This window comes from Goodfellowiella coeruleoviolacea (assembly GCF_024171785.1).
Lineage (GTDB): Bacteria > Actinomycetota > Actinomycetes > Mycobacteriales > Pseudonocardiaceae > Goodfellowiella > Goodfellowiella coeruleoviolacea.
Genome location: NZ_JAMTCK010000008.1, coordinates 174,182 through 199,949, shown reverse-complemented (window position 1 = coordinate 199,949; position 25,768 = coordinate 174,182). Strand labels below are relative to the sequence as shown.

25 protein-coding genes are annotated in these 25,768 nt (G+C 71.8%); 14 read left to right on the top strand and 11 right to left on the bottom strand.

The genetic code is table 11. The features are described 5' to 3' along the window. Nucleotides 1-139 precede the first annotated feature (139 nt). From LX83_RS18880 to LX83_RS18865, 4 genes are all read right to left on the bottom strand, one after another. Entirely contained in the window at nt 140-1,168 is a 1,029-nt protein-coding gene (locus LX83_RS18880) for an NAD-dependent epimerase/dehydratase family protein (RefSeq protein WP_253773172.1), read from the bottom strand. Nucleotides 1,169-1,206: 38 nt separating this feature from the next. Continuing rightward, a complete protein-coding gene (locus LX83_RS18875) occupies nt 1,207-2,226 on the bottom strand; it encodes an aldo/keto reductase (protein WP_253773170.1) in 1,020 nt (339 codons plus the stop codon). 78 nt (nt 2,227-2,304) lie between these two features. Then, nucleotides 2,305-3,438: an extracellular solute-binding protein gene (locus LX83_RS18870; RefSeq protein WP_253773168.1), complete on the bottom strand. Its 1,134-nt coding sequence runs from the start codon at nt 3,436-3,438 to the stop codon at nt 2,305-2,307. 865 nt (nt 3,439-4,303) lie between these two features. Further along, entirely contained in the window at nt 4,304-5,845 is a 1,542-nt protein-coding gene (locus tag LX83_RS18865; RefSeq protein ID WP_253773166.1) for a UxaA family hydrolase, read from the bottom strand. Nucleotides 5,846-6,085: 240 nt separating this feature from the next. On the opposite strand from LX83_RS18865, the gene LX83_RS18860 reads away from it, so the two are divergent. Next, nucleotides 6,086-7,075, top strand: a complete 990-nt coding sequence (locus LX83_RS18860) for a dihydrodipicolinate synthase family protein (RefSeq protein WP_253773164.1) — start codon at nt 6,086-6,088, stop codon at nt 7,073-7,075. On the opposite strand, the gene LX83_RS18855 is transcribed toward LX83_RS18860, so the two are convergent. After that, entirely contained in the window at nt 7,059-10,547 is a 3,489-nt protein-coding gene (locus tag LX83_RS18855; protein WP_253773162.1) for a BTAD domain-containing putative transcriptional regulator, read from the bottom strand. The genes LX83_RS18860 and LX83_RS18855 overlap by 17 nt on opposite strands. 314 nt (nt 10,548-10,861) lie before the next feature. On the opposite strand from LX83_RS18855, the gene LX83_RS18850 reads away from it, so the two are divergent. Next, a complete protein-coding gene (locus LX83_RS18850; RefSeq protein WP_253773160.1) occupies nt 10,862-11,305 on the top strand; it encodes a DUF4267 domain-containing protein in 444 nt (147 codons plus the stop codon). Between the two features lie 285 nt (nt 11,306-11,590). Here the strand turns inward: LX83_RS18850 and LX83_RS18845 are convergent, their stop codons facing one another. Both LX83_RS18845 and LX83_RS18840 read right to left on the bottom strand, forming a co-directional pair. After that, nucleotides 11,591-11,821: a DUF397 domain-containing protein gene (locus tag LX83_RS18845; protein WP_308204004.1), complete on the bottom strand. Its 231-nt coding sequence runs from the start codon at nt 11,819-11,821 to the stop codon at nt 11,591-11,593. After that, on the bottom strand, nt 11,818-12,666 hold the full coding sequence (locus LX83_RS18840; RefSeq protein ID WP_253773158.1) for a helix-turn-helix domain-containing protein: 849 nt from the start codon (nt 12,664-12,666) through the stop codon (nt 11,818-11,820). Before LX83_RS18840 ends, LX83_RS18845 begins: the two co-directional genes overlap by 4 nt. A 421-nt stretch (nt 12,667-13,087) precedes the next feature. Between LX83_RS18840 and LX83_RS18835 the strand changes: the two genes are divergently transcribed. The 7 genes from LX83_RS18835 (at nt 13,088) to LX83_RS18805 (ending at nt 16,542) form a co-directional block, all read left to right on the top strand. Then, nucleotides 13,088-13,363: a hypothetical protein gene (locus LX83_RS18835; protein WP_253773156.1), complete on the top strand. Its 276-nt coding sequence runs from the start codon at nt 13,088-13,090 to the stop codon at nt 13,361-13,363. Nucleotides 13,364-13,541: 178 nt separating this feature from the next. Then, on the top strand, nt 13,542-13,787 hold the full coding sequence (locus tag LX83_RS18830) for a zinc finger protein (RefSeq protein ID WP_253773154.1): 246 nt from the start codon (nt 13,542-13,544) through the stop codon (nt 13,785-13,787). A 186-nt stretch (nt 13,788-13,973) separates the two neighbouring features. Next, nucleotides 13,974-14,204 (top strand): hypothetical protein, encoded by a 231-nt coding sequence (locus tag LX83_RS18825; RefSeq protein WP_253773152.1) that lies wholly within the window; start codon nt 13,974-13,976, stop codon nt 14,202-14,204. Next, a complete protein-coding gene (locus LX83_RS18820; protein ID WP_253773150.1) occupies nt 14,195-14,596 on the top strand; it encodes a hypothetical protein in 402 nt (133 codons plus the stop codon). The genes LX83_RS18825 and LX83_RS18820 overlap by 10 nt, the downstream gene beginning before the upstream one ends. Then, a complete protein-coding gene (locus tag LX83_RS18815) occupies nt 14,593-14,760 on the top strand; it encodes a hypothetical protein (protein WP_253773148.1) in 168 nt (55 codons plus the stop codon). Before LX83_RS18820 ends, LX83_RS18815 begins: the two co-directional genes overlap by 4 nt. Before the next feature lie 404 nt (nt 14,761-15,164). Then, nucleotides 15,165-15,305, top strand: coding sequence for a hypothetical protein (locus LX83_RS18810; protein WP_253773146.1), 141 nt, complete (start codon nt 15,165-15,167; stop codon nt 15,303-15,305). A gap of 64 nt (nt 15,306-15,369) precedes the next feature. Next, entirely contained in the window at nt 15,370-16,542 is a 1,173-nt protein-coding gene (locus LX83_RS18805; RefSeq protein WP_253773144.1) for a cupin domain-containing protein, read from the top strand. Here LX83_RS18805 and LX83_RS18800 read toward each other — a convergent pair. After that, complete coding sequence (locus LX83_RS18800) at nt 16,532-17,344, bottom strand: phosphotransferase (RefSeq protein ID WP_253773142.1); 813 nt, start codon at nt 17,342-17,344, stop codon at nt 16,532-16,534. The genes LX83_RS18805 and LX83_RS18800 overlap by 11 nt on opposite strands. A 318-nt stretch (nt 17,345-17,662) precedes the next feature. Between LX83_RS18800 and LX83_RS18795 the strand changes: the two genes are divergently transcribed. From LX83_RS18795 to LX83_RS18780, 4 genes are all read left to right on the top strand, one after another. Further along, a complete protein-coding gene (locus LX83_RS18795; RefSeq protein ID WP_253773140.1) occupies nt 17,663-18,541 on the top strand; it encodes an RNA polymerase sigma-70 factor in 879 nt (292 codons plus the stop codon). A 72-nt stretch (nt 18,542-18,613) separates the two neighbouring features. Beyond that, nucleotides 18,614-19,732: an NAD(P)/FAD-dependent oxidoreductase gene (locus LX83_RS18790; protein ID WP_253773138.1), complete on the top strand. Its 1,119-nt coding sequence runs from the start codon at nt 18,614-18,616 to the stop codon at nt 19,730-19,732. Nucleotides 19,733-19,832: 100 nt separating this feature from the next. Beyond that, nucleotides 19,833-20,321, top strand: a complete 489-nt coding sequence (locus LX83_RS18785; protein WP_253773136.1) for a MarR family winged helix-turn-helix transcriptional regulator — start codon at nt 19,833-19,835, stop codon at nt 20,319-20,321. 239 nt (nt 20,322-20,560) lie between these two features. Beyond that, entirely contained in the window at nt 20,561-21,061 is a 501-nt protein-coding gene (locus tag LX83_RS18780) for an ATP-binding protein (RefSeq protein ID WP_253773134.1), read from the top strand. Between the two features lie 96 nt (nt 21,062-21,157). Here the strand turns inward: LX83_RS18780 and LX83_RS18775 are convergent, their stop codons facing one another. Both LX83_RS18775 and LX83_RS18770 read right to left on the bottom strand, forming a co-directional pair. Beyond that, nucleotides 21,158-22,126: a D-2-hydroxyacid dehydrogenase family protein gene (locus tag LX83_RS18775; protein WP_253773132.1), complete on the bottom strand. Its 969-nt coding sequence runs from the start codon at nt 22,124-22,126 to the stop codon at nt 21,158-21,160. 23 nt (nt 22,127-22,149) lie between these two features. Then, the gene (locus tag LX83_RS18770) at nt 22,150-23,022 is read right to left on the bottom strand and encodes a PP2C family protein-serine/threonine phosphatase (RefSeq protein WP_253773131.1); all 873 of its coding nucleotides are present in this window, start codon (nt 23,020-23,022) and stop codon (nt 22,150-22,152) included. Nucleotides 23,023-23,106: 84 nt separating this feature from the next. Between LX83_RS18770 and LX83_RS18765 the strand changes: the two genes are divergently transcribed. Beyond that, nucleotides 23,107-25,038, top strand: a complete 1,932-nt coding sequence (locus tag LX83_RS18765) for an N-6 DNA methylase (RefSeq protein WP_253773129.1) — start codon at nt 23,107-23,109, stop codon at nt 25,036-25,038. 29 nt (nt 25,039-25,067) lie between these two features. On the opposite strand, the gene LX83_RS18760 is transcribed toward LX83_RS18765, so the two are convergent. Continuing rightward, a complete protein-coding gene (locus LX83_RS18760) occupies nt 25,068-25,709 on the bottom strand; it encodes a hypothetical protein (RefSeq protein ID WP_253773127.1) in 642 nt (213 codons plus the stop codon). Nucleotides 25,710-25,768: the final 59 nt, after the last annotated feature.

Here is a 25,768-nt window from a genome sequence, read left to right as displayed (position 1 = left end):
TGCGCACCTCTCCTCAGTGGACGTGCGAGCGTGTGGGGATCGGCCGGTAGTGCCGCACAGCGCCATTGCCAGGCGGGGGCAGGGAAATCGGGGACCGGAACGGACAGGTCCGATGTGGACGGTGTGGGTGGGGCGGGGGTCAGCAGAGCGCCTTGGCCAGCCGCAGCACGCCCTGCTTCCACGGGTCGCGGTGGGTGCGGCCGGTGGTCCTGGTGCTGGCCGCGTTCGCCCGCCACCAGTGGTAGGTGCGCAGCAGCGTCTGCGCGTTGCTGTACCGGGGGGCGAAGCCCAGGCTGGCCACGGCCTTGTCGGTGGACACGTGGGAGTCGCGGGTCAGCTTGTGCACCAGTCGCTTGTAGACCGGGGACAGCCGCAGCGCGGCCAGTGCCCGCAGCACCACCACGGCGGGCGCCACGGGCACGCCGACCACCCGCTTGCCGTGGCCGGCGGCGTCCAGCACGGCCTGGAAGTCCTCGCGCAGCGAGCCGAACTCCCGGGCGCCCACGTTGAACGTGTCGTTGACGACCTGGTCGGGCCGCAGGCACACCTGCCGGACGACCTCGCACAGGTCGGTGACGTCCAGCATCTGCGCGGTGCACCTGCCGCCGCCGAGCAGCGGGAAGTTGTGGCCCTCCTCGGCCCACTCGAACAGCATGGCGAACAGGCCGAGGCGCTCCTCGCCGAGGAAGGTCTTGGGCCGCAGCACCGGCGCGCACAGCCCGGCCCGCCGCTCGGCCGCCACCAGCTGCTCGGCCGCGAGCTTGGCCGCGCTGTAGGGGTCGACCGGCCGGCACGGGTAGTCCTCCGGGGTGGGGCAGTGCTCGGGCAGCCCGTAGACCGCGGTCGAGGAGATGTGCACGAACCGGTCCACGCCGGCGGCGCGGGCGGCCCGCAGCACCGACGCGGTGCCGTCCACGTCGATCGACCGGATGTCCGCGGACCGGTGGCTGGGCAGGGCCGCCGCCGCGTGCACCACCACGTCGGCGCCGCGCAGCGCCCGCGTCACCGCGGCCGTGTCGCGCACGTCGGCGCGCACGAACCTGGCGCGGTCGCGCGCCCGCTCGGCCAGCGGGCGCACGTCCACCCCGGTCCAGGTGACGTCGGTCCAGGGCTGGGTGAGCAGGGCGGTGCCCAGCATCCCGGACGCCCCGGTGACCACGATGTGCATCTGGTCCTCCTTCGGCTGCTGGCCGCCGGACCGTCCGGCTACCAGCGGAACTGGTGGGGCCGCAGGTCCGCGGCCCCGTCGTCGAGGTAGTAGGGCACGATGCAGCCGCCGGGCCGGGCCACCTGGTCGATGCGGGCCCGGTCCTCGTCGGTGACGACCACGTCGATCGCGCCGAGCTGTTCGGTGAACTGCTCGACCGTGCGCGGCCCGAGGACCGGGCCGACCATGCCGGGCTGCGCGGCGCACCAGGCCAGGGTGAGCTGGGCCGTGGTGCACCCCTTCTCGGCGGCGATCTCACCCAGCAGCTCCACCACGTCGAACGCGGCGGGCACGAAGTGCCGGTCGTCCCAGTCGCTGGGCGTGCCCGTGGCGCGGAACCGGCCCTCGGTGCGGTCGGCGCCCCTGCGGTACTTGCCGGTGAGGAAGCCACCGGCCAGCGGCGACCACGAGGTGACCGCGATGCCGTAGGTCTGGGCCATGGGCAGCAGTTCCCGCTCGATGCGCCGGTCCAGCGGGTGGTAGGGCGACTGTTCGCAGACGAACCGGTTGAGCCCGTACTCCTTGGCCACCCACAGCGACTCCAGCACCTGCCAGGCGGCGAAGCTGCTGGTCCCGATGTAGCGGACCAGGCCGGCGCGCACCAGGTCGTCCAGCGCGCGCAGGGTCTCGTCGATCGGCACCTCGCTGCTGGGCCGGTGGATGTAGTAGACGTCCAGGTAGTCGGTGCCCAACCGGCGCAGCGAGGCGTGGCACTGCTCGATGATGTGCCTGCGGTGGTTGCCGGCCGCGTTGGGGTCCTCGCCCATCCGCACGTTGACCTTGGTGGCCAGCACCACCCGGTCCCGGGCTCCGGTGCTGGCCAGCGCGCGGCCGAGGATCTCCTCGCTGGCCCCGTTCTGGTAGCAGTTGGCGGTGTCCACGAAGTTGATCCCGTGGTCCAGCGCCAGTCGGACGATGCGGTGCGCGTCCTCCTCACTGGTGGCCGCGCCGAAGTTCATGGTGCCGAGGCACCACGGGCTCACCCGCATCCCGGTCCGTCCGAAACCGCGGTACTCCACGCCGATTCGCTCCTTGTTTTCGCTGCGGTGGTTCTCAGCGCCGGGTTCTCACCAGCGCCGGTTCCGCGGCGCGGTGTGCTACCGCGCCGCGCTGGTCTTGCTCTGCATGTCCGCGCAGAACTGCTCGGGGGTGATCTGCTTGCGGAACAACAGGTCCAGTTCGGTCAGCAGCACCTCGGCGTCCTCAGGGGACAGTGCCTGGTCCCAGGACAGCTGGAAGTGCGGGGCGTCCCGGGTGATCGAGTAGACGTAGCCGAGCCAGTCGGCGTGCGGCGAGGCGCTGAGTTTCGGCTCGATGCCGTTGACCGGCGGCACCTCGCCCTTGTCGATCAGCCAGTTCACGTACTCGTCGCTCATCAGCACGTCGGTCAGGTAGTCGTCGGCGCCGTCGGCGGCCGGCGAGTCGGCCCGCACCGAGTAGTAGTTGGTCGGGCTGCCCACCACGTTGCGCGGATCGCCCTTGCCGCCGCTGACCGTGGGGAACGGGAACCAGCCCAGCTGGTCCTTCTCGATCAGCTCCGGGGCGCGGTCGATCAGGTTGGGGTACTGCACGGTGATCATCAGCTCCATCGCCGCCTGGCCCTCGGCCAGCTGCTTGGAGGTGGACCCGTCGTCGTAGGACATGGTCTCGAAGCCCTGCTGGAACGCGCCGGCGTCGACCAGCTGGCGCACCATGGTGGCGGCGCGCAGCATCTCCGGGCTGTTCCAGGCGGCGCGGTCGCCGTTCTGGATGGACACGAACAGCTCCGGCCCGGCGATCCGGTCCAGCAGGTACTCGATGTACATCAGGTCGGTCCACTTGCTGGCCCCGCCCAGGGTGATCGGGGTGATGCCGGCGGCGCGGAGTTTGCCGACCGCGGTGAGCAGTTCGTCGAACGTGGTGGGCACCTCGGCGCCGGCCCTGGCGAACAGTTCCTTGTGGTAGAAGAACACCACCGGCTGCACGCCGTTCATGGGCAGCCCGTAGACCTTGTCGCCGTAGCTGGCCGACTCCAGCGCGTTGGGGAAGAACCGCTGCCGCACCTCGGGGTGCTCGGTCAGCAGCCCGGACAGGTCCCGCACCTCACCGGCGTCCACAAAGGACTTGAGGCTGCCGCCGCCCCAGTTGAAGAAGATGTCCGGCGGCTGCACGCCCGGGTCCAACCTGTCCTGCAGCAGTGCTTCGCTGAGCTTGCCCTTGTACGGGTCGTTCTCGTATTTCTGAATACCCATGGGCCGGTCCTGGTGATCCTCGTTGTACCAGGAGACCGACAGGTCGTAGAGCTTTTCCAGACTCCCCGGATGGGCCCAGAGAACGGGTCCACCAGCGGGTTGTCGTGGTTCTTGCGGGGCGCCACACGCGGACAGAAGGAAAGCCACCATAACCGCGAAAGCCGTCACGAACTTCATTCGCATTGCAGTCGTGCTCCCTCTTTCGACAATGGCTGGAACGAGCGGGCGGGCACGCCAAAGAACGCGTGATCACCAGATCACACGTCACGACTGTGTGAACGCAGGACAGGGCGGGCCAGGGAGCAACCCGGTACTGGATCGTTCCAGTACCGGGCACACCAAGGCCAGCGGTGTGGACGGGGTTGGGGACGGGTCAGGAGCCTAGGGACCGTCGTGCGGTCGGGCGCAGACCACCACGTGCGTCATTGAAACGTGGCGTTGTTGTCGTCCCGGTGGGGACCAGCGGAATGCACCGGACGTTCGAGGCGCGACCGGGAATCATCCGGCCACGCGCCGCCCGCGCGGTTGCCACCGCCATCACACGTCTGCAACCAGAGCCCCCAGATGTTGCTGGCTAGTACCTATAAACCATATTTGTGAAGCGACCAATGCTTGTCAACACCTGACGGCAGCCACCCAGGTCACATCATTTGTTACCCACCGGTGAACAGGTTTCCGCTGGCAGCGGGACCGACCGGGCCGAGTTCGTCGGATGCTGGTGTCGAATGTCGGATTCGACGGGCCGAGGACCGGGTGCGCAATTTCCGGTACCGCCTTTCTCCACCGGTTCGACCACCGAGGGGAGCAGTCCGGCGGTACCCGTTCGCCCGAACCGGCGTGCCTGCGGATGCCGCGCCCGCCCCGACTACATCACCGTGCCGAGGTGCCAGGGCACGAACTCCTCCTCGCCGTAGTCCAAGGACTCGCTCCTGGTCGGCTCGCCCGAGGCCACCGCGAGCACCCGCCGGTAGATCCGCTCCCCCACCTGCTCCACGGTGGTGTCGCCGTCCACGATCCCGCCGGCGTTGATGTCCATGTCGTCGGTCATGTGCTGGTAGAGCGGGGTGTTGGTGGCGATCTTGATGCTGGGCACCGGCGCGCAGCCGAACGCCGAACCGCGCCCGGTGGTGAAGCAGACCACGGTCGCGCCGCCCGCCACGATCCCGGTCACCGACACCGGGTCGTAGCCGGGTGTGTCCATGAACACGAACCCCGGCGTGGTGACCGGCTCGGCGTACTCGACCACGTCGGTGAGCGCGGTGGTGCCGCCCTTGGCCACCGCGCCGAGCGACTTCTCCAGGATCGTGGTCAGCCCGCCCGCCTTGTTGCCCGGCGAGGGGTTGTTGTCCATCGAGCCGCCGTTCTTCGCGGTGTACTCCCGCCACCAGTCGATCCGCTCCAGCAGCTTGCGGCCCACCCGCTCGGACACGGCGCGGCGCACCAGCATGTGCTCGGTGCCGTAGATCTCCGGTGTCTCGCCGACGATCCCGGTGCCGCCCTGGCGCACCAGCCGGTCCACGGCGTTGCCCAGCGCGGGGTTGGCGGTCAGGCCGGAGTAGGAGTCCGAGCCACCGCAGTTGGTGCCCAGCACCAGCGCGCTGGCCGGCACCCGGCTGCGCCGCGCGGCGTTGGCGATGGGCAGCATCTCGGTCAGCCGCGCCACCCCGGCGGCCACGGTCTTGCGCGTGCCGCCCAACTCCTGGATGGTGCTGGTGAACACCGGCACCTCGGGTCGCATGTGGACATCCCGGGTGAGCGCGGCGATCTGGTTGTCCTCGCAGCCGAGGCCGAGCACCACGAACCCGGCGAAGTTGGGGTGGGTGAGGTAGCCGCGCATCACCCGGCGCAGCACCGCGGCGCCCTCGCCGTCGGGCGCCATGCCGCAGCCCGTGCCGTGGGTCAGCGCCACCACCCCGTCGACGTTCTCGAACTCGTCGAGCACACCGGAGTGGCGCAGCCGCGCGGCGATCTGCTTGGCCGCGGTCGCCGAGCAGTTCACCGTGGTGAGCACGCCCAGGTAGTTGCGGGTGCCGACGCGACCGTCGGAGCGCACGTAGCCGGCGAAGGTGTCCCGGTCGGCCTCGGCCAGCACCTCGGTGATCCGCGCGTCCACCCCGAACTCGTAGTCGCGCCGGAACTCCCGGTACTCCAGGTTGTGCAGGTGCACGTGCTCGCCCTCGGCGATGTCCCGGCCGGCGAAACCGATGACCTGGCCGTAGCGCAGCACGGGCGCGCCGGCCCGCAGCGCGCGCAGGGCGATCTTGTGGCCGCGCGGGACGTCGTCGCGGGCCACGACCACGCCCCCGCCCGCGTCCACCCCGGTCCCGGCGGCGACGTCGACCGCGGCGATGGCCACGTCGTCCACCGGCCGCAGCCGGATCACCCGAGCCGTGCTGGACTCCGCCATGACCACCTCGCGCCAACGTCCGAAATACCGGTCAAAACGTGGGATCTCGCAGGCAGACTAGGTCGGGGCCATCAGGGTGTCAACGCGCCGACCCTCGGGCGAGTACCGCTGACGAAGGGGCTGGCCAGGCGGCTGGCATTGCGCCGGCCGATTCCAGCCCTCTACCCTTTGTCCGACCTCTCAGATTGCATCCGATATATCAGACGATCGCCTTGATCCGGCGGGAGGACGTCAGCGCCCATGTCCACCACCAGCAGTGAGCACGCCACGCCCGACAGCGGACCGCGGCCGGACGACGAGCGCACCCTGACCCCGTCATCCCCGCTGACCGGCGTCGTCCCGGTCGTGCCCACGATCTTCCACGACAACGAGGACCTGGACCTGCCCGGACTGCGGCGGGTGCTCGACTACCTGGTCGACGCCCGGGTCGACGGCGTGTGCGCGCTGGCCAACTACTCGGAGCAGTTCTCGCTGACCGAGGCCGAGCGCGACCAGGTCGCCGCCACCGTGCTGGAGCACACCGCCGGCCGGGTGCCGGTGGTCGTGACCACCAGCCACTACAGCGCCCGGATCGCCGCGCAGCGCAGCCGCGCCGCCCAGGACATGGGCGCGGCCATGGTCATGCTGATGCCGCCGTTCTTCGGTGCCACGCTGTCCGTGTCCGCCCAGGGCGTGATCGACTACTTCCGCACCGTGGCCGATGCCATCGACATCCCGATCATGGTGCAGGACGCGCCCATGTCCAGCACGCCGCTGCCGGCCGGCCTGCTGATCGACCTGGTCAGACAGGTGCCCCAGGTGCGCTACGCCAAGATCGAGGTGCCGTTCGCCGCGGACAAGCTGGCGACGCTGGTGGACGCGGTCGGCGACCAGCTGGTCGGGCCGTTCGACGGCGAGGAGTCGGTCACCCTGCTGCCCGACCTGGACGCCGGCGCGGTCGGCACCATGTGCAGCTCGATGGTGCCCGGTGAGCTGGGCCGGATCGTGCGCGACCACCTGGCCGGCCGCCGGGACGAGGCGGTCGCCGGCTACGAGCGGCTGCTGCCGCTGATCCACTTCGAGAACCGGCAGTGCGGGCTGCGCGCGCAGAAGATCCTGATGGCCGAGGGCGGCATCATCGGCTCGGAACGCACCCGCGCGCCACTGGGTCCGGTGTCCCCGCGCACCCGCGCCGGCCTGGTGGAGCTGGCCAAGCGGTACGACCCGCTGGTGCTCAACTGGGGCAGGTGACCCGGGTCGGCACCGGCGCGGTGTCCAGCGCGTCGAGGGCCGCGCGGGCGCTGGCGGTCCAGTGCGGCGCCCGCCAGCGCCGCGCCACGGCCAGCGCCTCGGTGAAGTGCGCGCCGGCGGCGTCCCGCCGGCCCAGCAGCACGGCCAGCTCACCCAGGGTGTGCGCGACCGGCCGCATGGCCAGGGACAGGCTGGACACGCCGGCGGCGATGCCTCGGTAGGGCAGCAGCGCCGCGTACAGCTCGGCCGCGCCGGCGCGGTCGTCCAGCGCGCACACCACCAGGGACCGGAACGTGGCGAACATGCTGAAGAAGAAGTCCGGGCGGATGGGCGTGGCGTGCGCGTGGACCCGCCGCGCGTCCTCGATCCGGCCCGAGGCGATCAGCGCGGCCGCGCACACGTCCGCCATCACCGGCCCGAAGTCCGCGAACAGCTGCTCGGCGATCGGGGTGAACTCGGCCAGCCGGTCCTGGTCCACCGCGAGCGCGGCGGCGGCGAGTTGGCCGTAGCCGGTCCCGTGCGGCGAGCCCTGTCGGCGCATCCGGTCGGCGGCCTCCGCGTAGTACCGCTCGGCCTCGGTGAAGTCGCCGGCGCTGTGCGCCAGCATGCCCAGCGCGCACTCGCCCACGTCACGCAGTTCGGCCAACCGGTAGGCGCGGGCCAGGTCCAGGCTCTCGCCGACCAGCCGGCGCACCTCCTCCGGCTCGCCCGCCACGGCGGCGGCCGCGGCCTGGACGATCCGCCCCTGACCGCGGTAGACCGGCAGGTCGTTGGCGTCGCCGAGGCGCGCGATCGCCGCGCCCAGCCTGGCCTGCTCCCGCCACTCCAGCTCCCCGTCCACCTCGCGGGCCAGCGTGACCATGGTCTGCGCGTGCAGCCCGGGCCGGCCCAGCCGCTCGGCCAGGGCCACGGCCCGCTCGGCGGCGGCCCGCGCCCTCGGGTCGCCGTTGCCGGACTGCTCGGCCGCGTACATGTCCAGCAGCCGGCAGCGCGCCTCGGCGTCCAGACCCGGTCCGTCCACAACGGACAGGTCCACAGCGGACTCTTCCGAACGGGCTTGATCCACAATGGCACAGTCCACAGCGGACTGTCGCAGCAGCCGGGTCAGCAGGGCGATGACCCGTTCGTCGTCGGACCCGTACGGGCGGATCTGCCACGGCGTCGGCTCGCTCCACGCGGTGAACGCGGCCACCAGCAGGTCGTCCCGGCCGGCGGCCTCGGCCAGGTCCAGGGCCCGCTGCCGGGTGGCCCTGGCCGCGGTGACCGCGCCGGCCCGCAACTGCGCGCGCAGCAGCCGGCCCAGCAGCTCCACCCGCCGCGCGTCCCGGTCGCCGGTCGCGTCCGGGATCCGCTCGAAGCTGGTCAGCGCGTCGCCGAGCAGGCAGGCGGCCACGTCGTGGCCGAAGCGCCGCTCGGCCAGCTCGGCCGCGCGCACGCAGTAGGCGACGGCCTTGGCCGCGGACGCGGCGGACGCGGCCCTGGTGTGGTGGTGGGCGAGCAGCCTGACCTCGTCGGGCTGGAGCCGTTCCAGGGCCGCGGCCAGCCGCGCGTGCATCCGCACCGCCCGCAGCCGGCTCAGGTCGGCCAGCACGGTGTCGCGGACCAGCGCGTGGGTGAACCCCACCCGGCCCGGTTCCGGCTCGGTGAGCAGCCCGGCGATCAGGCCGCTCTCCAGGGCGTCCAGCACCCCGGCCTCGTCGGTGTCGGCGGCGTCCACCAGCACCTCGACCGAGGCGTGCCCGCCGGCCACGGCGGCCACGGCGGCCAGTCGGAGCACGGCCACGGCCGGCTCGGGCAGCCGGGCCAGCCGCCGGCGCAGCACGTCGCGCACGCCCTCGGGCACCTCGGACACGGCCACCAGCGCGCCCTCGCTGTCCAGCAGGCGGGCGCTCTCCCTGACGTAGAAGGGATTTCCGCCGGTGCGCTCGGCCAGCGCGGCCAGCGTGGGCCGGTCCACCGGGATCGCGCACAACGCGGTGACCAGCCGGGCCACCTCGGCCTCGGGCAGGCCGGTCAACGGCAGCCGCAGCGGAGCGCGGCGGGCCAGCCGGGCCAGCGGCTCGGTGAGCCGCCCGTCGTTCTCGTCCGGTCGGAACGCGGCCACCAGCAGCAGCGGCGCGCCAGCCGGTTCGTCGCCGGCCAGTTCGTCGGCGGCGCCGGCCAGCAGGGCCAGGGTCTGCGCGTCCGCCCAGTGCAGGTCGTCGAGCACGACCGCGACGGGCCGGTCCCGGGCCGCCGCGCCCAGCCAGGACCACACCGCGTGCCGCAGCCGGAACCGCCCGGCCGTGGTGTCCGCCACCGGCGCGGGCGCCGCCCCGGTCTCGCCCAGCAGCGGCGCCAGCACGGCCGCGTGCTGGGCCGGCACCGGCACCGCCCTGGCGAGCTGGGTCAGGGCCAGCGCCCACGGCCAGGCCGGCGGTGCGCCGTCCAACTCGGCGCACCGGCCGGTCACCACCAGCCAGCCCTGGGCGGTGAGCTGCTCGCCCAGCCGGGCCAGCAGCGTGGACTTGCCCTGCCCGGCCTCGCCGGTGACCAGGGCGACGCGGCCACCACCGGCGCGGGCGTCGGCGGCCAGCGCGGTGAGCGCCGCCAACTCGGCCTCCCTGCCCACGAACACGTCGGCGTTGTTGTCCACTGTGGATGGTGGCGGGGCGATCGGGCCGGCCGCCAGCGCGTCCACGGTGGACACCGCGGGGTGGCCGAGCAGGCCCAGCGGTTCGGTGCGCTGGGTGAGGATCGCGGTTTCCAGTTCCACCAGCGCGGGCCCCGGGTCCAGTCCGAGTTCGTCGGCCAGCACGCTCCTGGCCCTGCGCAGCGTGGCCAGCGCGTCGGCCTGGCGCCCACCGCCCCACAGGGCGAGCGCGTGCAGCCGCCAGCCCTCCTCGCGCAGTGGCTCGTCCCGGGTGAGCTGGTCGGCGTCGGCCACGGCCCCGGCGGTGTCCCCGGTGCGCAGTGCCGCGGCCACCCGCAGCTCACGGGCGCCCCGTCGCAGCTCGGCCAGCCTGCCGGCCTCGGCCGCCGCCCAGTCCTCGTCGCCGGTCTCGGCGAACGCCGGGCCCCGCCACAGCGCCAGCGCCTCGTCCAGCAGCGCCCTGGCCGCGCCCGGGTCGGTGCCGACGCGCTCACGGGCGTCGCGGCACAGCCGCTCGAACCGCCACGCGTCCACCGCGTCGGCCGGCAGCCGCACCGCGTAGCCGGGTGGGGCGCTGACCAGCAGCCGGGCCGGGGTGCGCGGTGGGCGGCCGGGTTCGAGCAGCCGGCGCAGGTTGGACACGTACGCCTGGAGCGAGGCCACCGCCTTGGCCGGCGGTTCACCGCGCCACAGGTCCTCGATCATCCGGTCCACCGACACGACCTGGCCGCGCGCCGCGACCAGCAGGGCGAGCACCGCGCGCTGCCGCGGCCCACCGAGCGGGATCGGCACGCCGTCCGCCTCGGCGGTGATCGGCCCCAGCACGCGTATCCACAGCATGGCGCGCCCATCCTAGGTGCTCCCCCCTCGGTTCGGTCAGCTCCGAGTCCGATGTGGCCGGTTCCGAGCCGTCCCGGCGCTGGTTCCAAGTCCGGTTCCAAGTCACCACCAAGTGCGGCGGCGCACGCTCTGTGCCGACCGGTCGACAGCACCGCGAAGAGAACCCCGAGGACGACCTCCACCGAGCCCCGGGTCGACCCCCACGAACTGGCGGTCATCCACCGCGGCCCGCGCCGCGAGTCCCGGATGGCGGTCGAGCTGACCAGCGCGGTGCGACCCATTCGACTGACCGACCACAGAGGACTGGAACTGAGATGACCAAGAAGCTCTTCTCCCGCACCGGCATCGGCACCGCGATCGCCGTGGCCATCATCGTCTTCGCCTTCTTCATCGGCGCGCAGTACCTGCTCGCGCCGGTGAGCACCGCCAGCACCTTCGGCGTGCCGAGCTGGCCGCAGGGCCAGGGCGAGGGCTTCCTGTACGTCAAGGGCGTGCGGGACGTGGTGTCCGGGCTGGTGATGCTGGCCGTGCTGGTCGCGGGCAGCCGCCGCACCCTGGGCTGGGCCATGCTGGCCGAGGCGGTCACCCCGCTCGGCGACATGCTCATCGTGTTGGGCACGGGCGGGTCGCCGGCCACCGCCTTCGGCGTCCACGGGGCCACCGCGGCCGTGGTGGCCCTGGGTGGAGCGCTCCTGCTGGCCGGCTCCCCCTCGGTGGCGCGCTCCCGGAACGCCCGCGCCGCCGCGGCAACCGCCTGACCCGCTGGTCGGGCGGGTGGTCAGCGGGCGGTCGGCGGGTGGCAGGCTGTGCGGCGTGCGCGCGGAGCAGGAAGGAGCGGGAAGGAAGATTCCCGCAGGTCACACGGGTCCCAGACCTCCCCAGTGAAGGAGTCCCCGGGAGCGCCGAGGAACAGCAACTCATCCCACGGCGAATCCCACGGCATCCCATCGCTGAGGCGCTACCCAAGATCACTGGATAGGATGAAACGCAGAGCGGCCCCCTGCCTACTACAGCTAGGCAGGGGGCCGCAGTTGCGTGTCGGGTCAGCCGTCGAGGCGCCCGGCCTTCACGGCGCCAAGGAACCTCGTCAGCTCGGCCTTCCCAAAGGTCAGGGCCGGGCCGGTGGGGTTCTTCGAGTCGCGAACGCCAGCCACTTCAGCGAGCTGCGCCAGCTCGACGCAGCTGCCTTTGGCATTGCTGCGCGACGACTTGACCCAGATGGCCCGGGACATGTCCGGAGTCTGCATCCCGAAAGCCCTTCCGTTCTTGCTCAAACCACTTCCTTGATCTTCTCCGCGACGAGCTTGCGCGTGTCACGCTCGGACAAGGCCACGTCTTGGAGCCGGTCAAACACCAACTTATACGGCGCAACCTCGTGCTCTTTCTCCAAGTACGCAGCCGTCGTCAGCTCCTCCAGGTAAACCACGGGATCAGATTGACCTGGCATATGCAGGATCGTGAACGAGCTACCCATGCCCGGATGGGCGCCTGCGGAGAGAGGCAGTACCCGCAAGGTCACGTTGGGAAGCTTCATCACGTCCAGCAACCGTTCGAGCTGCTGGCGCATCGTAGCCGGTCCGCCAACTGAGCGACACAAAGCCGCCTCGTTGACGATCGCGACATAGTTGACAGGCGGATTTCGAGTTAGCACTTCCTGTCGCGCTGCCCTCAATCTCACGCCGCGGTCTTCATGGTCGGCGTCAGCTCCCGGCCACGCGCGGATGACGGCACGAGCGTAACCCTCGGTCTGGAGCAGGCCATGCAGCAGTTCGGCCTCATAGCTGTAGATGGTCTCAGCTTCAGATTCGAAGCCAACGTAGTCGCTCAGCCAAATCGGGACGACGTCGCCGAAGCTGACCCACCAACCTTGCTTTCGACTCTCCTTACCGAGGTCGATCATCTCCTCGGCTTCCTCATCTGGCACGTCGTACTTGATCAGTAGTAGCCGTAGCTCGGCTGGTGACACGCCAAGCTTTCCAGTCTCGATCTTGCTCATCTTGGGGAGCTGGCAGCCCAGGTAGCTGGCGATCTCCTCGCGACTGAATCCCAACTCCTCCCGGAGCCGACGCAGCTGTCGTCCGAGCTGCCTGCGCCGGAACGTTGGGTTTGGCCTCGTCACGGTGTCCCCTCCTTCGGCAAGTGCTGACTCCAGTGTGCCAGTCAGAACGTTCCGGTAGGCCTGCGTTCACAGGGGGTGGCGCATCGGAACATTCCTGCGCTACTGTTCCTACGGGCTGATCAGTAAGGGTGAGATTCCGGAGACTCCCCTGATGGCAGCCCGGAGCGGCGAACTCGCTGGTTGGGTTCGCCGCTTCCCAAATCTCGTCCGGCCCCGCCGGGCGGCTGGGCGGCTTGCCGCTCAGGGGGAGCGGGCTTCCTGCCCGGTATAGCCCGCTCCCCGCCCCGTACTCGCCCCAGCCCCCTGGGGCGATCCGGGCGACGGAGTCAGGCCCGTCGCCCACCCCCGGACCGGCAGGACGGTCGAGCGCCTCCCCAGTCACTCCCGTCCTGCCGGCCCACCTCACACATGGAGGTGTGGCGTGACCTGGATCGTCATCGTCTGCTCCATCGCGGCGCTCGTCGGCGCCGCCGCGGTCGTCTACGGCATGGCCGGCATCGACCGCACCACCCACAAGCAGCCGCGCCACCGGCGAACCCCGACCCGTCAGGCGCGGCCCACCACGTCGCCGCACGCGCGCCACGTATCCACATCGGTGCGGCGACCGGCGGGGTCGGGTGACGCCCCGAGCCCCGACCCCGCCACCCAGGCATACACCGGCCGGCACGTCCGGCAGCTTCTCCGGGCGGTGTCGTGATGTGCCTGCGGCGCAGTTACCGGCACTACGACGACGCCTACAAGGAGTGGCTCGTGTGGTTGAACTCCAGGTGGGGTCACTTCAACGAGCGAGTGGGCCGGACCCGGATGCCCCGCTGGTGCCACTGCGGTGCCTGGCACCTGGTGGTCACCCGCCTGCCACTGTCGAAGGACCAGCGATGACCGCCGCAGCGCGGCGCACGTTCCGCTGGTGGCCGGTGGACGGCGGCCGACACGCCATCCCCGGTGAACTCGTCGCAGGCGAGACCGGCGAGACGCTGTGCCGACACCCGGTGGTCATGGTGGACCGCGAGCCGTCCAAGCGGGAGTGGCTGTGGCCCAGCTGTCTGCTGTGCATGGAGGCGGCCCGCACCCGCCGACACATCGCCCTCACCGAGGGCTACGACGGTCGGCGGCGGCCATGACCTGGCGGCAGTCCACACAGGACGGGAAGTTCCACAACATCACCGGCGACACCCGCGACGACGGGACCGCGTGCGCCTCGTGCGGCCGACGCCTCATCGCCACGCTCTTCCTGCCTCCCGCAGGAGATCCACCCCTGGGCGCGCCCGTGTGTGCGGTCTGCGCCCACAACTTCAGTAGGTGACGAGATGACACAGTCCATCGCGGACTACGTGTGGGTCCGCGACGACCGCAACGGCGCCGAGCACGCCGTGCTCAAGACCGAGGCGGCCGGCGACAGCGAGGGCTACATCGACACCGCGTGCACGCGAGTGCTCATCAAGGTTCAGTCGACCGCCCTGGCGAGCCCGACCGGACGGCAGTGCCCCTACTGCCTCAGCGCGATCGGCCCGAAGGTCGGTGACGCGAAATGGCGGTAGAGCCGATGGCCGCGGTGTTCAACGACAGCGTGGAGTTCGCCGACATGGTCGCGCGGTGCGTGCCCGGCGACTTCCCGCCGGACATCGCGATCCGCGCCGCCAGGATCAAGCTCGCCAAGTTGCGCCGCGAGGCGTGGCCGCTGTTGACCACATGGGCGCCAGGAGATCCCGCGCCCGAGTCCTGGCCGACGTGGGGCCTCTACGACGTCGGTGGCCTGGTCTGGCACGGACGAGCTGACGGCTTGCTCAGGCTGAGCCTGGACGATCGAACTCGACTCGCCCGGCACTCCGTCGAGTGGTGGATGGAGAGGGCGCTGCCGTGGGGCGATCTGCTGCTGGTGCGGGGGCCGTTGACTCGGCGCCAGGCTCCCCAGGTTCAGCGGGCAACGTGAAGTCCACAGTGGGCATCCGGGCCGCGCTGCTGCTCGCGCTGGGGGCGTTCCTCGCCGGCATCGTCGTGGGAGCGGGCGACCACGAGTCGGCCACGCCGGCCAGCACGACCACGCCCATCCCCACGCCGACCCCGATTCCGTTGGTCGGATCGCTGACGCGGTGACCAGCCGACCCGGCTTGACCCGGGCGCCAGGCGCCTACGACCGACTGCAACACCTCGTCCTCCGCGCCGCGACCTGGAGCGCCTCCCGCGACGGACGCCGCATCACCCGAACTCGCTGCGGTCTCGCTGCTCTCCACCCCGACGACAACCGCCTCCTGCGGTGGTGGCTGTGGCCGTGGTGCGGGCCGTGCCGGGCGGACTGGAATTCGACAGAGCCAAAACAACCACCCGCCAAATAGCGAATATGCCGATTCGAAAATGGCGACGTCGAGACCCAGCTCGTGGCGTCGCCATTTCGGCATGTCAAAAATAGAGACAGAAGCGTAATTTATCACTCTTTTAGCGGCTGGTTGTCAATCTTCAAATCGTGGATTGTTCCCCATCAACCGAGAGGAGGTGAAAAAGTGGAAAACGAGAACCTGGTCGTGAACGTCAAGCGGACCAACGCCCCGGCGCCGCGCGCCGAAGTGCAGCTGTCCGACAGCGGCTCCGGCAACCCCGACGAGGGCGACACGCGCGACCCGCGCGACGGCAACGGTAGCTGACACCTAACCCACCCAAGGGGGCTCCGTAGCACTGCGGAGCCCCCTCCTTTTCTCTGGAGACACAATGCGGCACGAGTTCGCGACCGCCGTCGCCGATGCCCTGAACCTGTCGACCGAGACCATTGGCACCGAGTTCCGCAAGGCCAGCATCCACCCCGACCTCAGCGCGCGCCTCCTCACGCCGCAGAAACTGCTGGACGTCGTGATGCGACGTAGCCTGGAGGCCCACAAGCTGCGAGTTCTCGTTGGTGGGCGTGATCTTCATCCGCAGGACTACCTGCGCATGAACGTCGCCAGCCGCGGCCACTCCACCCCTCTGGCCGACATGGTTCGCCTCGGCCGCCATCTCGCCTCTGGCGCCACTATGGTCGCCGACGGACTCGGCATCTACGACCCGGTTCTTGAAGTCGCATGCCGAGCCATGCAGTGGTTGTGGCACGAACTGGTTCAGGTCAACGCCTACCTGACGACCACCTCGGCCGCTGGATTCGACCTGCACTGGGATGACCACGACGTGGTCATCGTCCAGCTCGCCGGAACGAAATCGTGGGAAGTGCGCGGACCATCCCGCAAAGCCCCCATGCACCGGGACGCGGAACCGAATATGGAGCCTCCCAACGAAATCGTGTTCGCGGGAACCCTGCACCCCGGAGACGTCATTCACATCCCTCGCGGCTGGTGGCACCGTGCCACCCGCGAGGAATCCGGTGCCGGCTACAGCCTGCACGCCACTTTCGGCATGACCAGGCGTACCGGCGTCGATTACCTGATGGCGGCGGCGGACGAATCCCGGAAGCAGGAGGTGTTCCGCACGGACCTCCAACGGGACGTGAACCAGGAACTGACCGAGGCTGCCACGCAGCTCCTCAAGGACTACAGCGTCACCGGCTTCCTGGCCGAGCGCGAGTACCAGCAGGCGTCCACCCGGCACATCAACACCCACGGCCTGTTCGGCGCACCGCGCAAGGCCGTGTGCATCACGGCGTTCCCGCCGGTCGTGGAGCGCGACGGTGAGTACCTGGTGGTGGCCGCGGCGAACCGGCGCATCACCTTCAAGCAGCAGGCCGGCCCCGCTCTGGACCTGCTGCTGTCCGGTGCACCAGTCGACATCGCGCAGGCGTCAGCCGACACGGGTGTCGACGTGCTGGCCCTCGCCGAGGTGCTGATCGAGGAGGACATCTGCGCCGAGGCGACGCCCGAACTGCTGGCTGGCTACGACGGCTGGGTCACGCCCTGAGGCTGGCAGCGATGGGCTCGCACCACCGCTTGGCTGGGGCGTGCAGGTTGTCGACGTACACCGGGTCGCTGATCGCGAGGATGCGGGCGGCGACGTACAGCATGGACACTCGGCCCGATCGGGTGTCGAGATCGCGCTGGAACTCGGCGTGAACCCGCTCCGCCAACCCGGGCACGGCCAGCGAGTGCACCCACAAACAGGCGGCGTCGTAGCCACGGGGCGCCATGCCCCAGTCCTCCCAATCCAAGATCCAACAGTCCGGGGCAGTGACGTTGGCCCACGCCATGTCGGCGTGGGCTGGCGTCCATTCGGTCACCGCAGCGTCGATGTCGGGCCACAATCGGGTGACTGCCGCCGTCACCTGCTCTTGACGTACCGCCATCCGGGACGTGCACTGGCTGGCGAGCGCGGTGAACGAGCGGACAAGAGTGGCCCACCACTCGTCGGACAGACCAGGGTCCTCGCGGAGTACACCACCAAGCTTCACGGCCGGAGACGTCACCGGCTCCGTTTCGTCCACCGTCCACGTCACGGCGGGGTCGTCCTCGTCGACCCACTCGGTGCCTCGCAGCCAAGCTGGGCAGGCGACACCACGGAGTGCGGCAGCCTCTCTCACGCCAGTGATGCCGAGCCCGTTGGTTCGCTCACCGGCCCAGCGTTGGAGACGAACCCAGGTGTCGCGGTCACTGCGGCAGCCGATGGTGCGCCGCTTGACCAGCGGGCTCGTCCGGTCCAGTTGGACGCCAAGGGCTTGCTCGGCTCGGTCGAGGTACGGAGCGATCGGCTCTCGTCTGAGGTCCACAGCATCATGGTGCTGCACGGATGACGGCCCCCACGCTCACCGTCCTGGTGGCGTGGGGGCTTCGTCATGGCCGGCGCAGTTCGGCGTACGGCTCGTCGTGCAGCCACCGCCTCATCGGCCTGCAAGCGATCGCAACGGGGTGGGGGCGCCGTAGAACATCACCAGTTCGACGGTGGCCACGGCTCATCGGCCCCGCAGGGGATCGCAACTGTGCGACGGTGGCGCGCTCCCGGGACGCCCGCGCCGCCGCGGCACCCGGCTGACCCGCTGGTCGGGCGGGTGGTCAGCGGGCGGTCGGCGGGTGGCAGGCTGTGCGGCGTGCGCGCGGAGCAGGTGGACGTGTTCGAGGCCAACCGGTCGCGGCTGTTCGGCCTGGCCTACCGGATGCTCGGGGAGGCGGCCGAGGCCGAGGACGTGGTGCAGGACGCGTACCTGCGCTGGCGCCAGCACGCCGACACCGTGGCCACGCCCGCGAGTTGGCTCACCAAGGTGACCACCAACCTGTGCCTGGGCCGGCTCACCTCGGCCAGGGCCAGGCGGGAGCACTACGTCGGCCCGTGGCTGCCCGAGCCGATCCTCACCTCCACCGATCCCGGGCCGCTGGAGACCGTGGAACAGCACGACACCCTGTCCCTGGGCGTGCTCATGCTGCTGGAACGGCTCACCCCGCTGGAGCGCGCCGCGTTCGTGCTGCGCGAGGCGTTCGACTGCGGCCACCGCGAGATCGCCGAGATCCTCGACCTCGACGAGGCCCACGTGCGCCAGCTGTACCGCCGGGCCCGCCAGCACGTCGGCGAGCCGCGCAAGCGGTTCCCGGCCAGCGCCGAGCAGGGGCGGCGGATCCTGGAGCGCTTCCTGGCCGCGGCCGTCAGCGGCGACGTGGCCGGGCTGGCGCGGCTGCTCGCCGAGGACGCGGTGGCCTGGTCGGACGGTGGCGGCAAGGTGACCGCCGCCCGCCACCCGGTCATCGGCAGGGACAAGGTGGCGCGCCTGTTCGTCGGCCTGGGCCGCAGTCCCCGAACGGGCCGCGCCGCCCTGTCGCTCGCCGAGGTCAACGGGACGCCGGCGGTGCTGGTGCACGAGGCGGGCGCGCTGTCCGTGGTGATCGTCCCCGAGATCGTCGACGGGCGCGTGGTGGCGGTGCACTCCGTGCTCAACCCGGACAAGCTGGCCTTCGCCTCGGCGCAGTCGCGGTGACCACGATCACCGAGCGGGGTTGTCACGGATCGACCCGGCGCCCGGTCCACCTGGCGTCGAAGGGAGAACGAGATGACCCCCCACCACCACATCGTGGTCCTCGGCGGCGGCTACACCGGGCTGGCCGCGGCCAAACTGGCGGCCAGGCGCACCAACGCGGCGGTGACGCTGGTCAACGCGCGTGACCGGTTCGTCGAGCGGGTCCGGCTGCACCAGCTCGCCAGCGGCCAGCGCCTGCGCGACCTGCCGCTCAGCCAGCTGCTGGCCGGCACCGGCGTGCGGTTGGTGGTCGACCGGGTGACCCGGATCGACCTGGCCGCCCGTGCCGTTCACCTGGCCGGGGCCGCGGCTCCGCTGGCCTACGACACCCTGGTCTACGCCCTGGGCAGCCAGGCCGACCCGCACTCGGTCGCCGGGGTGGCCGAGCACGCCCACAGCGTGACCACCGCCGAGGACGCCGACCGGCTGCGGGAGCGCCTGGCCACGAGCGGCAGCGTCGCCGTGGTCGGCGGCGGGCTCACCGGTCTGGAGGCCGCGGCCGAACTGGCCGAATCGCGCCCGGAGCTGACGGTGTCCCTGGTGACCGGCGGCGCCCTGGGCGACGGCCTGTCCCGGCGTGGCCGCCAGCACCTGCGCCGCACCTTCGACCGGCTCGGCGTCACCGTGCGGGAACACGCCACGGTCACCGAGGTGCGGGCGGACGGGCCGGTCCTGGCCGGCGGGGACCACCTGGCGGCCGACACGGTCGTGTGGGCCACGGGTTTCCGGGTGCCAGACCTGGCCCGCGACGCCGGCCTGGCCGTGGACGAGCACGGTCGGATGCTCGTGGACGAGACCCTGCGCTCGGTCTCCCACCCGGAGGTCTACGGCGTCGGAGACGCCGCGGCCGCGCGCCGCCAGGACGGCCAGGAGCTGCGCATGGCCTGCGCCACCGGACTGCCCTGCGCGTACGCGGCGGCCCGGGCGATCAGTGACCGGCTGGCTGGCCGCCAGCCCCGGCCGCTGCGCTTCCGCTACTTGATGCGGTGCGTCAGCCTGGGCCGAGGCAACGGGCTCATCCAGTTCGTCCGCGCGGACGACGTCCCGGTCGAGGCCGTGCTCACCGGCCGACTGGCCGCGCGCTACAAGGAAGCCGTGGTGCGGAGCACGATCCTGGCCGAGCGCCACCCCGCGCTCATCGGCGTGCTGTGACCGGCTGGCCCCTCGGGGCTCGGACCTCCCGGCGGCCGGGGTGCACCGGCCGCCGGCTGGGGCGGCGGGTCGCGCTGGGCGGAGAGACGAAGATGGGGGCATGAGTGGTCACGAGACGTCCGCGGAGACCGGGCCCGGGCCTGACTCCGCACCAGCGCCCGACCTGGGGGTTCTGGTGTCCCAGTTGTTCCGGGCCGTGCAGGACGAACTGTGGCGCGCGCTGGCCGAGCAGGGGTTCGCCGACCTCGGGCCGAGGCACGGGTCGGTGTTGGCCTACCTGAGCCCGGACGGGGTGCGGTCCACCGAACTGGCCAGGCGGTGCGGGCAGCACAAGCAGATCGTCGGGACCGTGGTGGACGAGCTGGAGGCACTCGGCTACGTGGTGCGCCGGCCCGATCCGGCCGACCGCAGGGCGAAACTGGTGGTGCCCACCGAGCGCGGGCTGGCCGAGATCGACACGGCGCGGCGGATCATCCGGGATGTGGAGAACCGGCACGCCGAGGCACTTGGTCGCGACGACTACGCCAGGTTCAAGGCGGCGCTGCGCGTGGTGACGCGGCAGCAGCGGCAGGCCGCCGGTCACGAGTGACCGTCGAGCTGACCTTGTTCGCCCCCAACGGGTTGGCGCTGTCTGCCCGGCCCGGGCGGGAGCGGCGACAAGAGCACGGTCAAGATCACGATGGGATGACGATTCGAACCGATCCGGTCCCGAAACCTTTACCGCGCGGCCCTGCCAAAGGCGACACTCAGCCGGTTGGCAAGATACGACTATTCGGGTGACGTTTGCGCCTCGCTCGCCGGCCGCGAACGAAGGAAGGATCGGTCCAGGTGAACGCCCAAACCGCACAGGTCGACGACCTTCAACTTGTCGCGCTGCCCAGTGCCGTGAACTGCGCCGATCTGTTCGTGCGGTTCGCCCTGACCGAATGGGCCCTGCGGCCGATGCGGGACGAGGCGGCGCAGGCCGCGCGGCAGCTGGTGACCTCCACCGTGGAGAACGCCGACCCCCAGGCCCCCGGCATGATCACCGTGCGGACGCTGCTGCGCGGTGACCGCCTGGTGATCGAGGTCGAGGACAACGTGCCGGCTGCGGACGCGCCCAGCCTGGCCGGGCTGCGCACCGGCGTGGCGCCCCTGCCCGACGGGGGCCGGGTGGTGTGGTGCGAGCTGCCGCTGCCCGACGGCGTGACCGCGTCGGCGGTGCCGCTGCCCCGCCGGGAACGCAGGCGGTCACTGGCCGCCGAGCAGCTGGAGGGGGAGAAGGCCGAGGTGGACCCGGAGGTCATCCAGCGCATCCTGTACGGGCTGAGCCGGGCCGAGGAGGACTGACCGGAAGCGGCCACGGCCGCCGCACCCGGTTCGGCCGTGCACCCCGGCCCCGTTCACCCCGGCCCGTTCAGTCCGGGCCCGTGCACCCGGGCTCGTTCAGTCCCGCTGGTTCAGCACGCGCACGGGCGAGCCGGCCAGGAACGCCTCGATGTCCGCGACGGCCTCGCCGTAGTACACCGCGTAGTTCCGCTCGGTGACGTAGCCAAGGTGCGGGGTGGCCAGCACGTTGTCCAGCCGGCGCAGCGGGTGGTCGGCGGGCAGCGGCTCCTGGTCGAACACGTCCAGACCGGCGCCGGCGATGGTGCCCCGGGTCAGCGCCTCGACCAGTGCCCGCTCGTCCACGATGGGCGCGCGCGAGGTGTTGATCAGCAGGGCGTGCCGCCGCATGTGCCGCAACGCGTCCGCGTCGATGAGTCCCCTGGTGCGGTCGCTGAGCACCAGGTGGATGGAGACCACGTCGCTGGTGGCCAGCAGGTCCTCCTTGGAGCTGGCCAGCCGCACGCCGAGTGGTTCGGTGCGCTCGGCGGTCAGGTTCTGGCTCCACGCGGCCACCTCCATGCCGAAGGCACGGCCGATGGTGGCCATTCGGGCGCCGATCTTGCCGAGGCCGAGCAGGCCGAGGGTCTTGCCGGCCAGGTCCACGCCCACGGTGTGCTGCCAGGGACCGTTGCCCCGCATCGCGTTGCTCTCCGCCACCAGGTGGCGGGCGAGACCGAGGATCAGCGCCCAGGTCAGCTCGGTCGGCGCGTCGGTGCGGCTGGCCGTGCCGCAGACGGTCACCCCGTGCGCGGTCGCGGCGGCCAGGTCCACCGAGGCGTTGCGCATCCCGGTGGTGACCAGCAGGCGCAGCTGGGGCAGCCGGGCGAACAGGGACGCGCGGAACGGGGTGCGCTCCCGCATGATCACCACGATCGGGAAGTCGGCGAGCGCCGCGGCCAGCTCGTCCTCGTCGGTGAAGTGCTCCCGGAAGGGGACCACCTCAACCCGATCGGTGATGCCCGACCAGTCCGCGCTGGTCAGCGCCACGTCCTGGTAGTCGTCCAGCACTGCGCAGCGAAGCTTCATACCGACTCCCGTCCACGGTGGTCCTAACGCCGCAGCCGCCGCGCCCAGCGCGGCAGCCACCCGGACCCGCCGGACCGGCCGGTCGGCAGCTCCTGGGTGGCCGCGGCTCCGGCGATGATTCTGGTCCGTTCCTCCGGTGCCGCGTCCGTGGCCTCGACCACGTCGACCACGGCGCAGGTGATGTTGTCCGGGCCGCCGCCCTCGTTGGCCAGGTCGATCAGCCAGGGCACGAGGTCGGCGGGCTCGGCCGGGTTGGCCAGCACCTCGTGCAGCTGCTCCGGCCCCACCACCCCGGTCAGCCCGTCCGAGCAGAGCAGGTAGCGGTCCCCGGGACAGGCCGCGTAGGTCGACAGGTCGGGTTTGGTGATGCCGCCGGTGTGCAGGGCGCGGGTGAGCACGGAGCGGCGCGGGTGGTCGGCGGCCTGCTCGGGGTCCATCCGGCCGTCGTCGATCATCTCCTGGACCAGGGTGTGGTCGTGGGTGAGCTGCCGCAGTTCGCCGTCGCGCAGCAGGTAGCCGCGGGAGTCACCGATGTGCGCCAGGGTGAAGTCGGTGCCGTCGAACAGCATGGCGGTGAGCGTGCTGCCCATCCCGCGCAGGTCGGCGTGGTGCCTGGCGGCCTGGGTCATCCGCTGCGAGGCGTCCACCACGGCTTCGGTCAGCAGCTCGGGCAGGTCCAGGGTTGACAGGTCGGCGTCGGTGAGGCGGTCGTCGAGGTCGGCCAGGGCGGCCACGGCGAACGCGCTGGCCACCTCGCCGTGGGCGTGCCCACCCATGCCGTCCGCCACGGCGATCAGCCGGGGGCTGGCGAACGCCGAGTCCTCGTTGTGCTGCCGGGTCCGACCGGTGTCCGAATCGACCGCGTAGGACAGCCACATCGACGCAGAGTGTGTCATTGATCTAGTAAACCAGCTGGTGAATTGAGTTCACAAGCAAACAGGCTGTGGATTGGCGACGCAGCGTGAACTACTGTGGCGGAAGTGAGCCAGGACCCCACCGTGAGCACCGGCGACATCGCACGTCTCGCCAACGTGGGGCGCGCCGCCGTGAGCAACTGGCGCCGCCGGCACGCCGACTTCCCCCAGCCGGTGGCCGGGGCCGCGGCCAGCCCGCGGTTCTCGTTGGCCGAGGTGGAGAACTGGGCGCGGCGCAACGGCAAGCCCTGGGCGATGTCGCTGACCGAGCGCGTCTGGCAGCGGTTGCGCGCCGGCGGCGCCGACCTGCGGCTGGACCAGCGGGTGGCCGACGCCGGCCGGTTCCTGGTCGGCCTGCACGGCGGTGCCGACCTGGCCGGGCACCTGCCAGGGGCGGCAGGCGAGCGGCTGGTCGACGACGAGCTGGCCGGGCTGCTCACCGAGCTGGCCGGCGAGCACGGGCCGGGGCCGGCGTTCGAGCGGCTGCACGAGCACTACCTGGCGGCCCGGTCCCGGCAGCTGTCGGCCACGCCGGATCCGGTGGCCCTGCTCATGGCCGAGCTGACCGAGCTGGCCGAGTTGACCGCGGTGGACGGTGGCGGCACCGTGCTGGACCCGGCCTGCGGCACCGGGACGCTGCTGCGCGCCGCGGCGGCCTCGGCCGGTTCGGCCCGGCTGCTGGGCCAGGAGATCAACACGGCCAGCGCGGTGATCGCCTCGGCCCGGCTGCTGCTGGGCGGTGCCGCCGGCGTGCGGGTGGCGGCCGGGGACAGCCTGCGCCACGACGGTTTCCCGCACGAGCTGGCCGACGCGGTGCTGTGCGATCCGCCGTTCCACGACCGCGACTGGGGGCACGCCGAGCTGACCGGTGACGCGCGCTGGGAGTACGGCGTGCCGCCCAAGGGCGAACCGGAACTGGCCTGGGTGCAGCACTGCCTGGCGCACACCGCCCCGGGCGGTCTGGTGGCGATCCTGATGCCGTCGGCCGCCGCCGCCCGCCGGGCCGGCCGGCGCATCCGGGGCAACCTGCTGCGCGCCGGCGCGCTGCGCGCCGTGGTCAGCCTGCCCGACGGCACCCGCGACCTCTGGCTGCTGCGCCGCCCCGGGCCGGGGGAACGGCCGGCCTCGCACGTGCTGACCGTGGAGACCACCACCGACGGCTCCACTGTGGACGAGTCCGGTGTGGACGGTGCGGGTCGGCACCTGGCGCCGCTGTCGGCCGTGGCCGAGATCTGGCGCCGCTTCCAGCGCGACCCGGAGGCGCCGCTGTCCGGTCCCGGCCACTCCGTGCGGATCATCGACCTGCTCGACGACCAGGTGGACCTGAGCCCGGCCCAGCACCGGCCCACGCCCGGCCGGGACGAGGTGGTGCGCGGCTTTACCACCGCGCTGGACCGGCTGCGGCGGACCGCGTTGCCCCTGCCCGATGTGGTGGTGGCGGACCAGCCGCGCCGGGTGGGCACCACCACCGTGGCCGAGTTGGTCAGGGCCGGCCTGGTCAGCGTCTGCCCGGCGCCGACCAGGCTGCGCACGCACGAGCGCGGGCCGGTCCCGGTGCTGACCGCGCGGGACGTGGTCGAGGCCAGGCCGGCGTCCGCGCGCACCCGGCCGGGCGCGGAGCTGGTGATGGTGCGGCCGGGTGACGTGGTCGCCGCCCAGGCCGGTGCGGCCCGGGTGGTCACCGACACCGCCGCGCTCGGCCCCCGGCTGACCCGGTACCGGGTGGACCCGGACCGGCTGGACCCGGACTTCCTGGCCGGTGTGCTCCGGTTCGGCGGCCCCCGGCCCCGGCCGGGCGCGCGCGGCGGCGGCACCGATGCCGCGCGGCTGCCGGTGCCCTGGCTGTCCCTGGCCGAGCAGCGCGCCTACGCGGCGGCGTTCCGCCAGCTGGCCGCCGTCGCCGACACCCTGTCGACCACGGCGGCACTGGTGGATTCCCTGGTGGAACTGGGTTTCGCCGGTCTGCTGGACGGCAGCCTGCGGCCCGGCGGCCGGTAGCGCCCAGGACCGACGGCCGGTGGTGTCGCTCAGGCGCAGGTGCCGGGGTCGGTGGCCGTCACCGGGTCGTCGCTGGACACGTGGCTGATCGGCACGGTCCACAGCACCCGGGCCAGCCCGCCGGTGATCCGGTAGCCGGTGCGCGTGCCGCTGTAGGTCACCCCGTTGTCGTCGCGGAGCGTGTCCAGCTTGACCAGCACCCGTTGCTGGGCGAGGTTGTCATCGCACTCGTAGCCGGAGTGCGCGGCCACGCCGCCGCCCTCGTAGAGCTGCACCGGCTCCCCGTTGAGCCGGGTGACCCGGCGCAGGCTGCCCGAGGTGGTGTACTCCCAGATGCTGAAGGTGTCGGTGTTGGCGCCCACGGTCTCCAGGACGATCAGTTCCTGGCGGCCGTTGCGGTCGAGGTCGGTGACCCGGACCGGCTGCACCCCGGTGGCCGGCGCCCACCACTGCATGGTGGCCGTGGCGGTCCGGTCCCCCACCACGACGGTCAGCGACTGCGTCTGATCGTCCACTTGGGACAGCGTCACCCGGTCGGCGCGGCCGTCGCCGTCGAGGTCGGCCGCGGCGGTGCGCACCGGGTCGGCGGACGCGCTGCCCAGTGGCAGCAGGACCAGCGCGGTGGCGGCGACGGCGGTGGCCGTGACAGCGCGAAGCAGGTTCCGAGACATGGTTGTCCCCCTGATGGGTGGAAGTGGTTGTCGACGAACCCGGTACTGCCCCGTCAGCT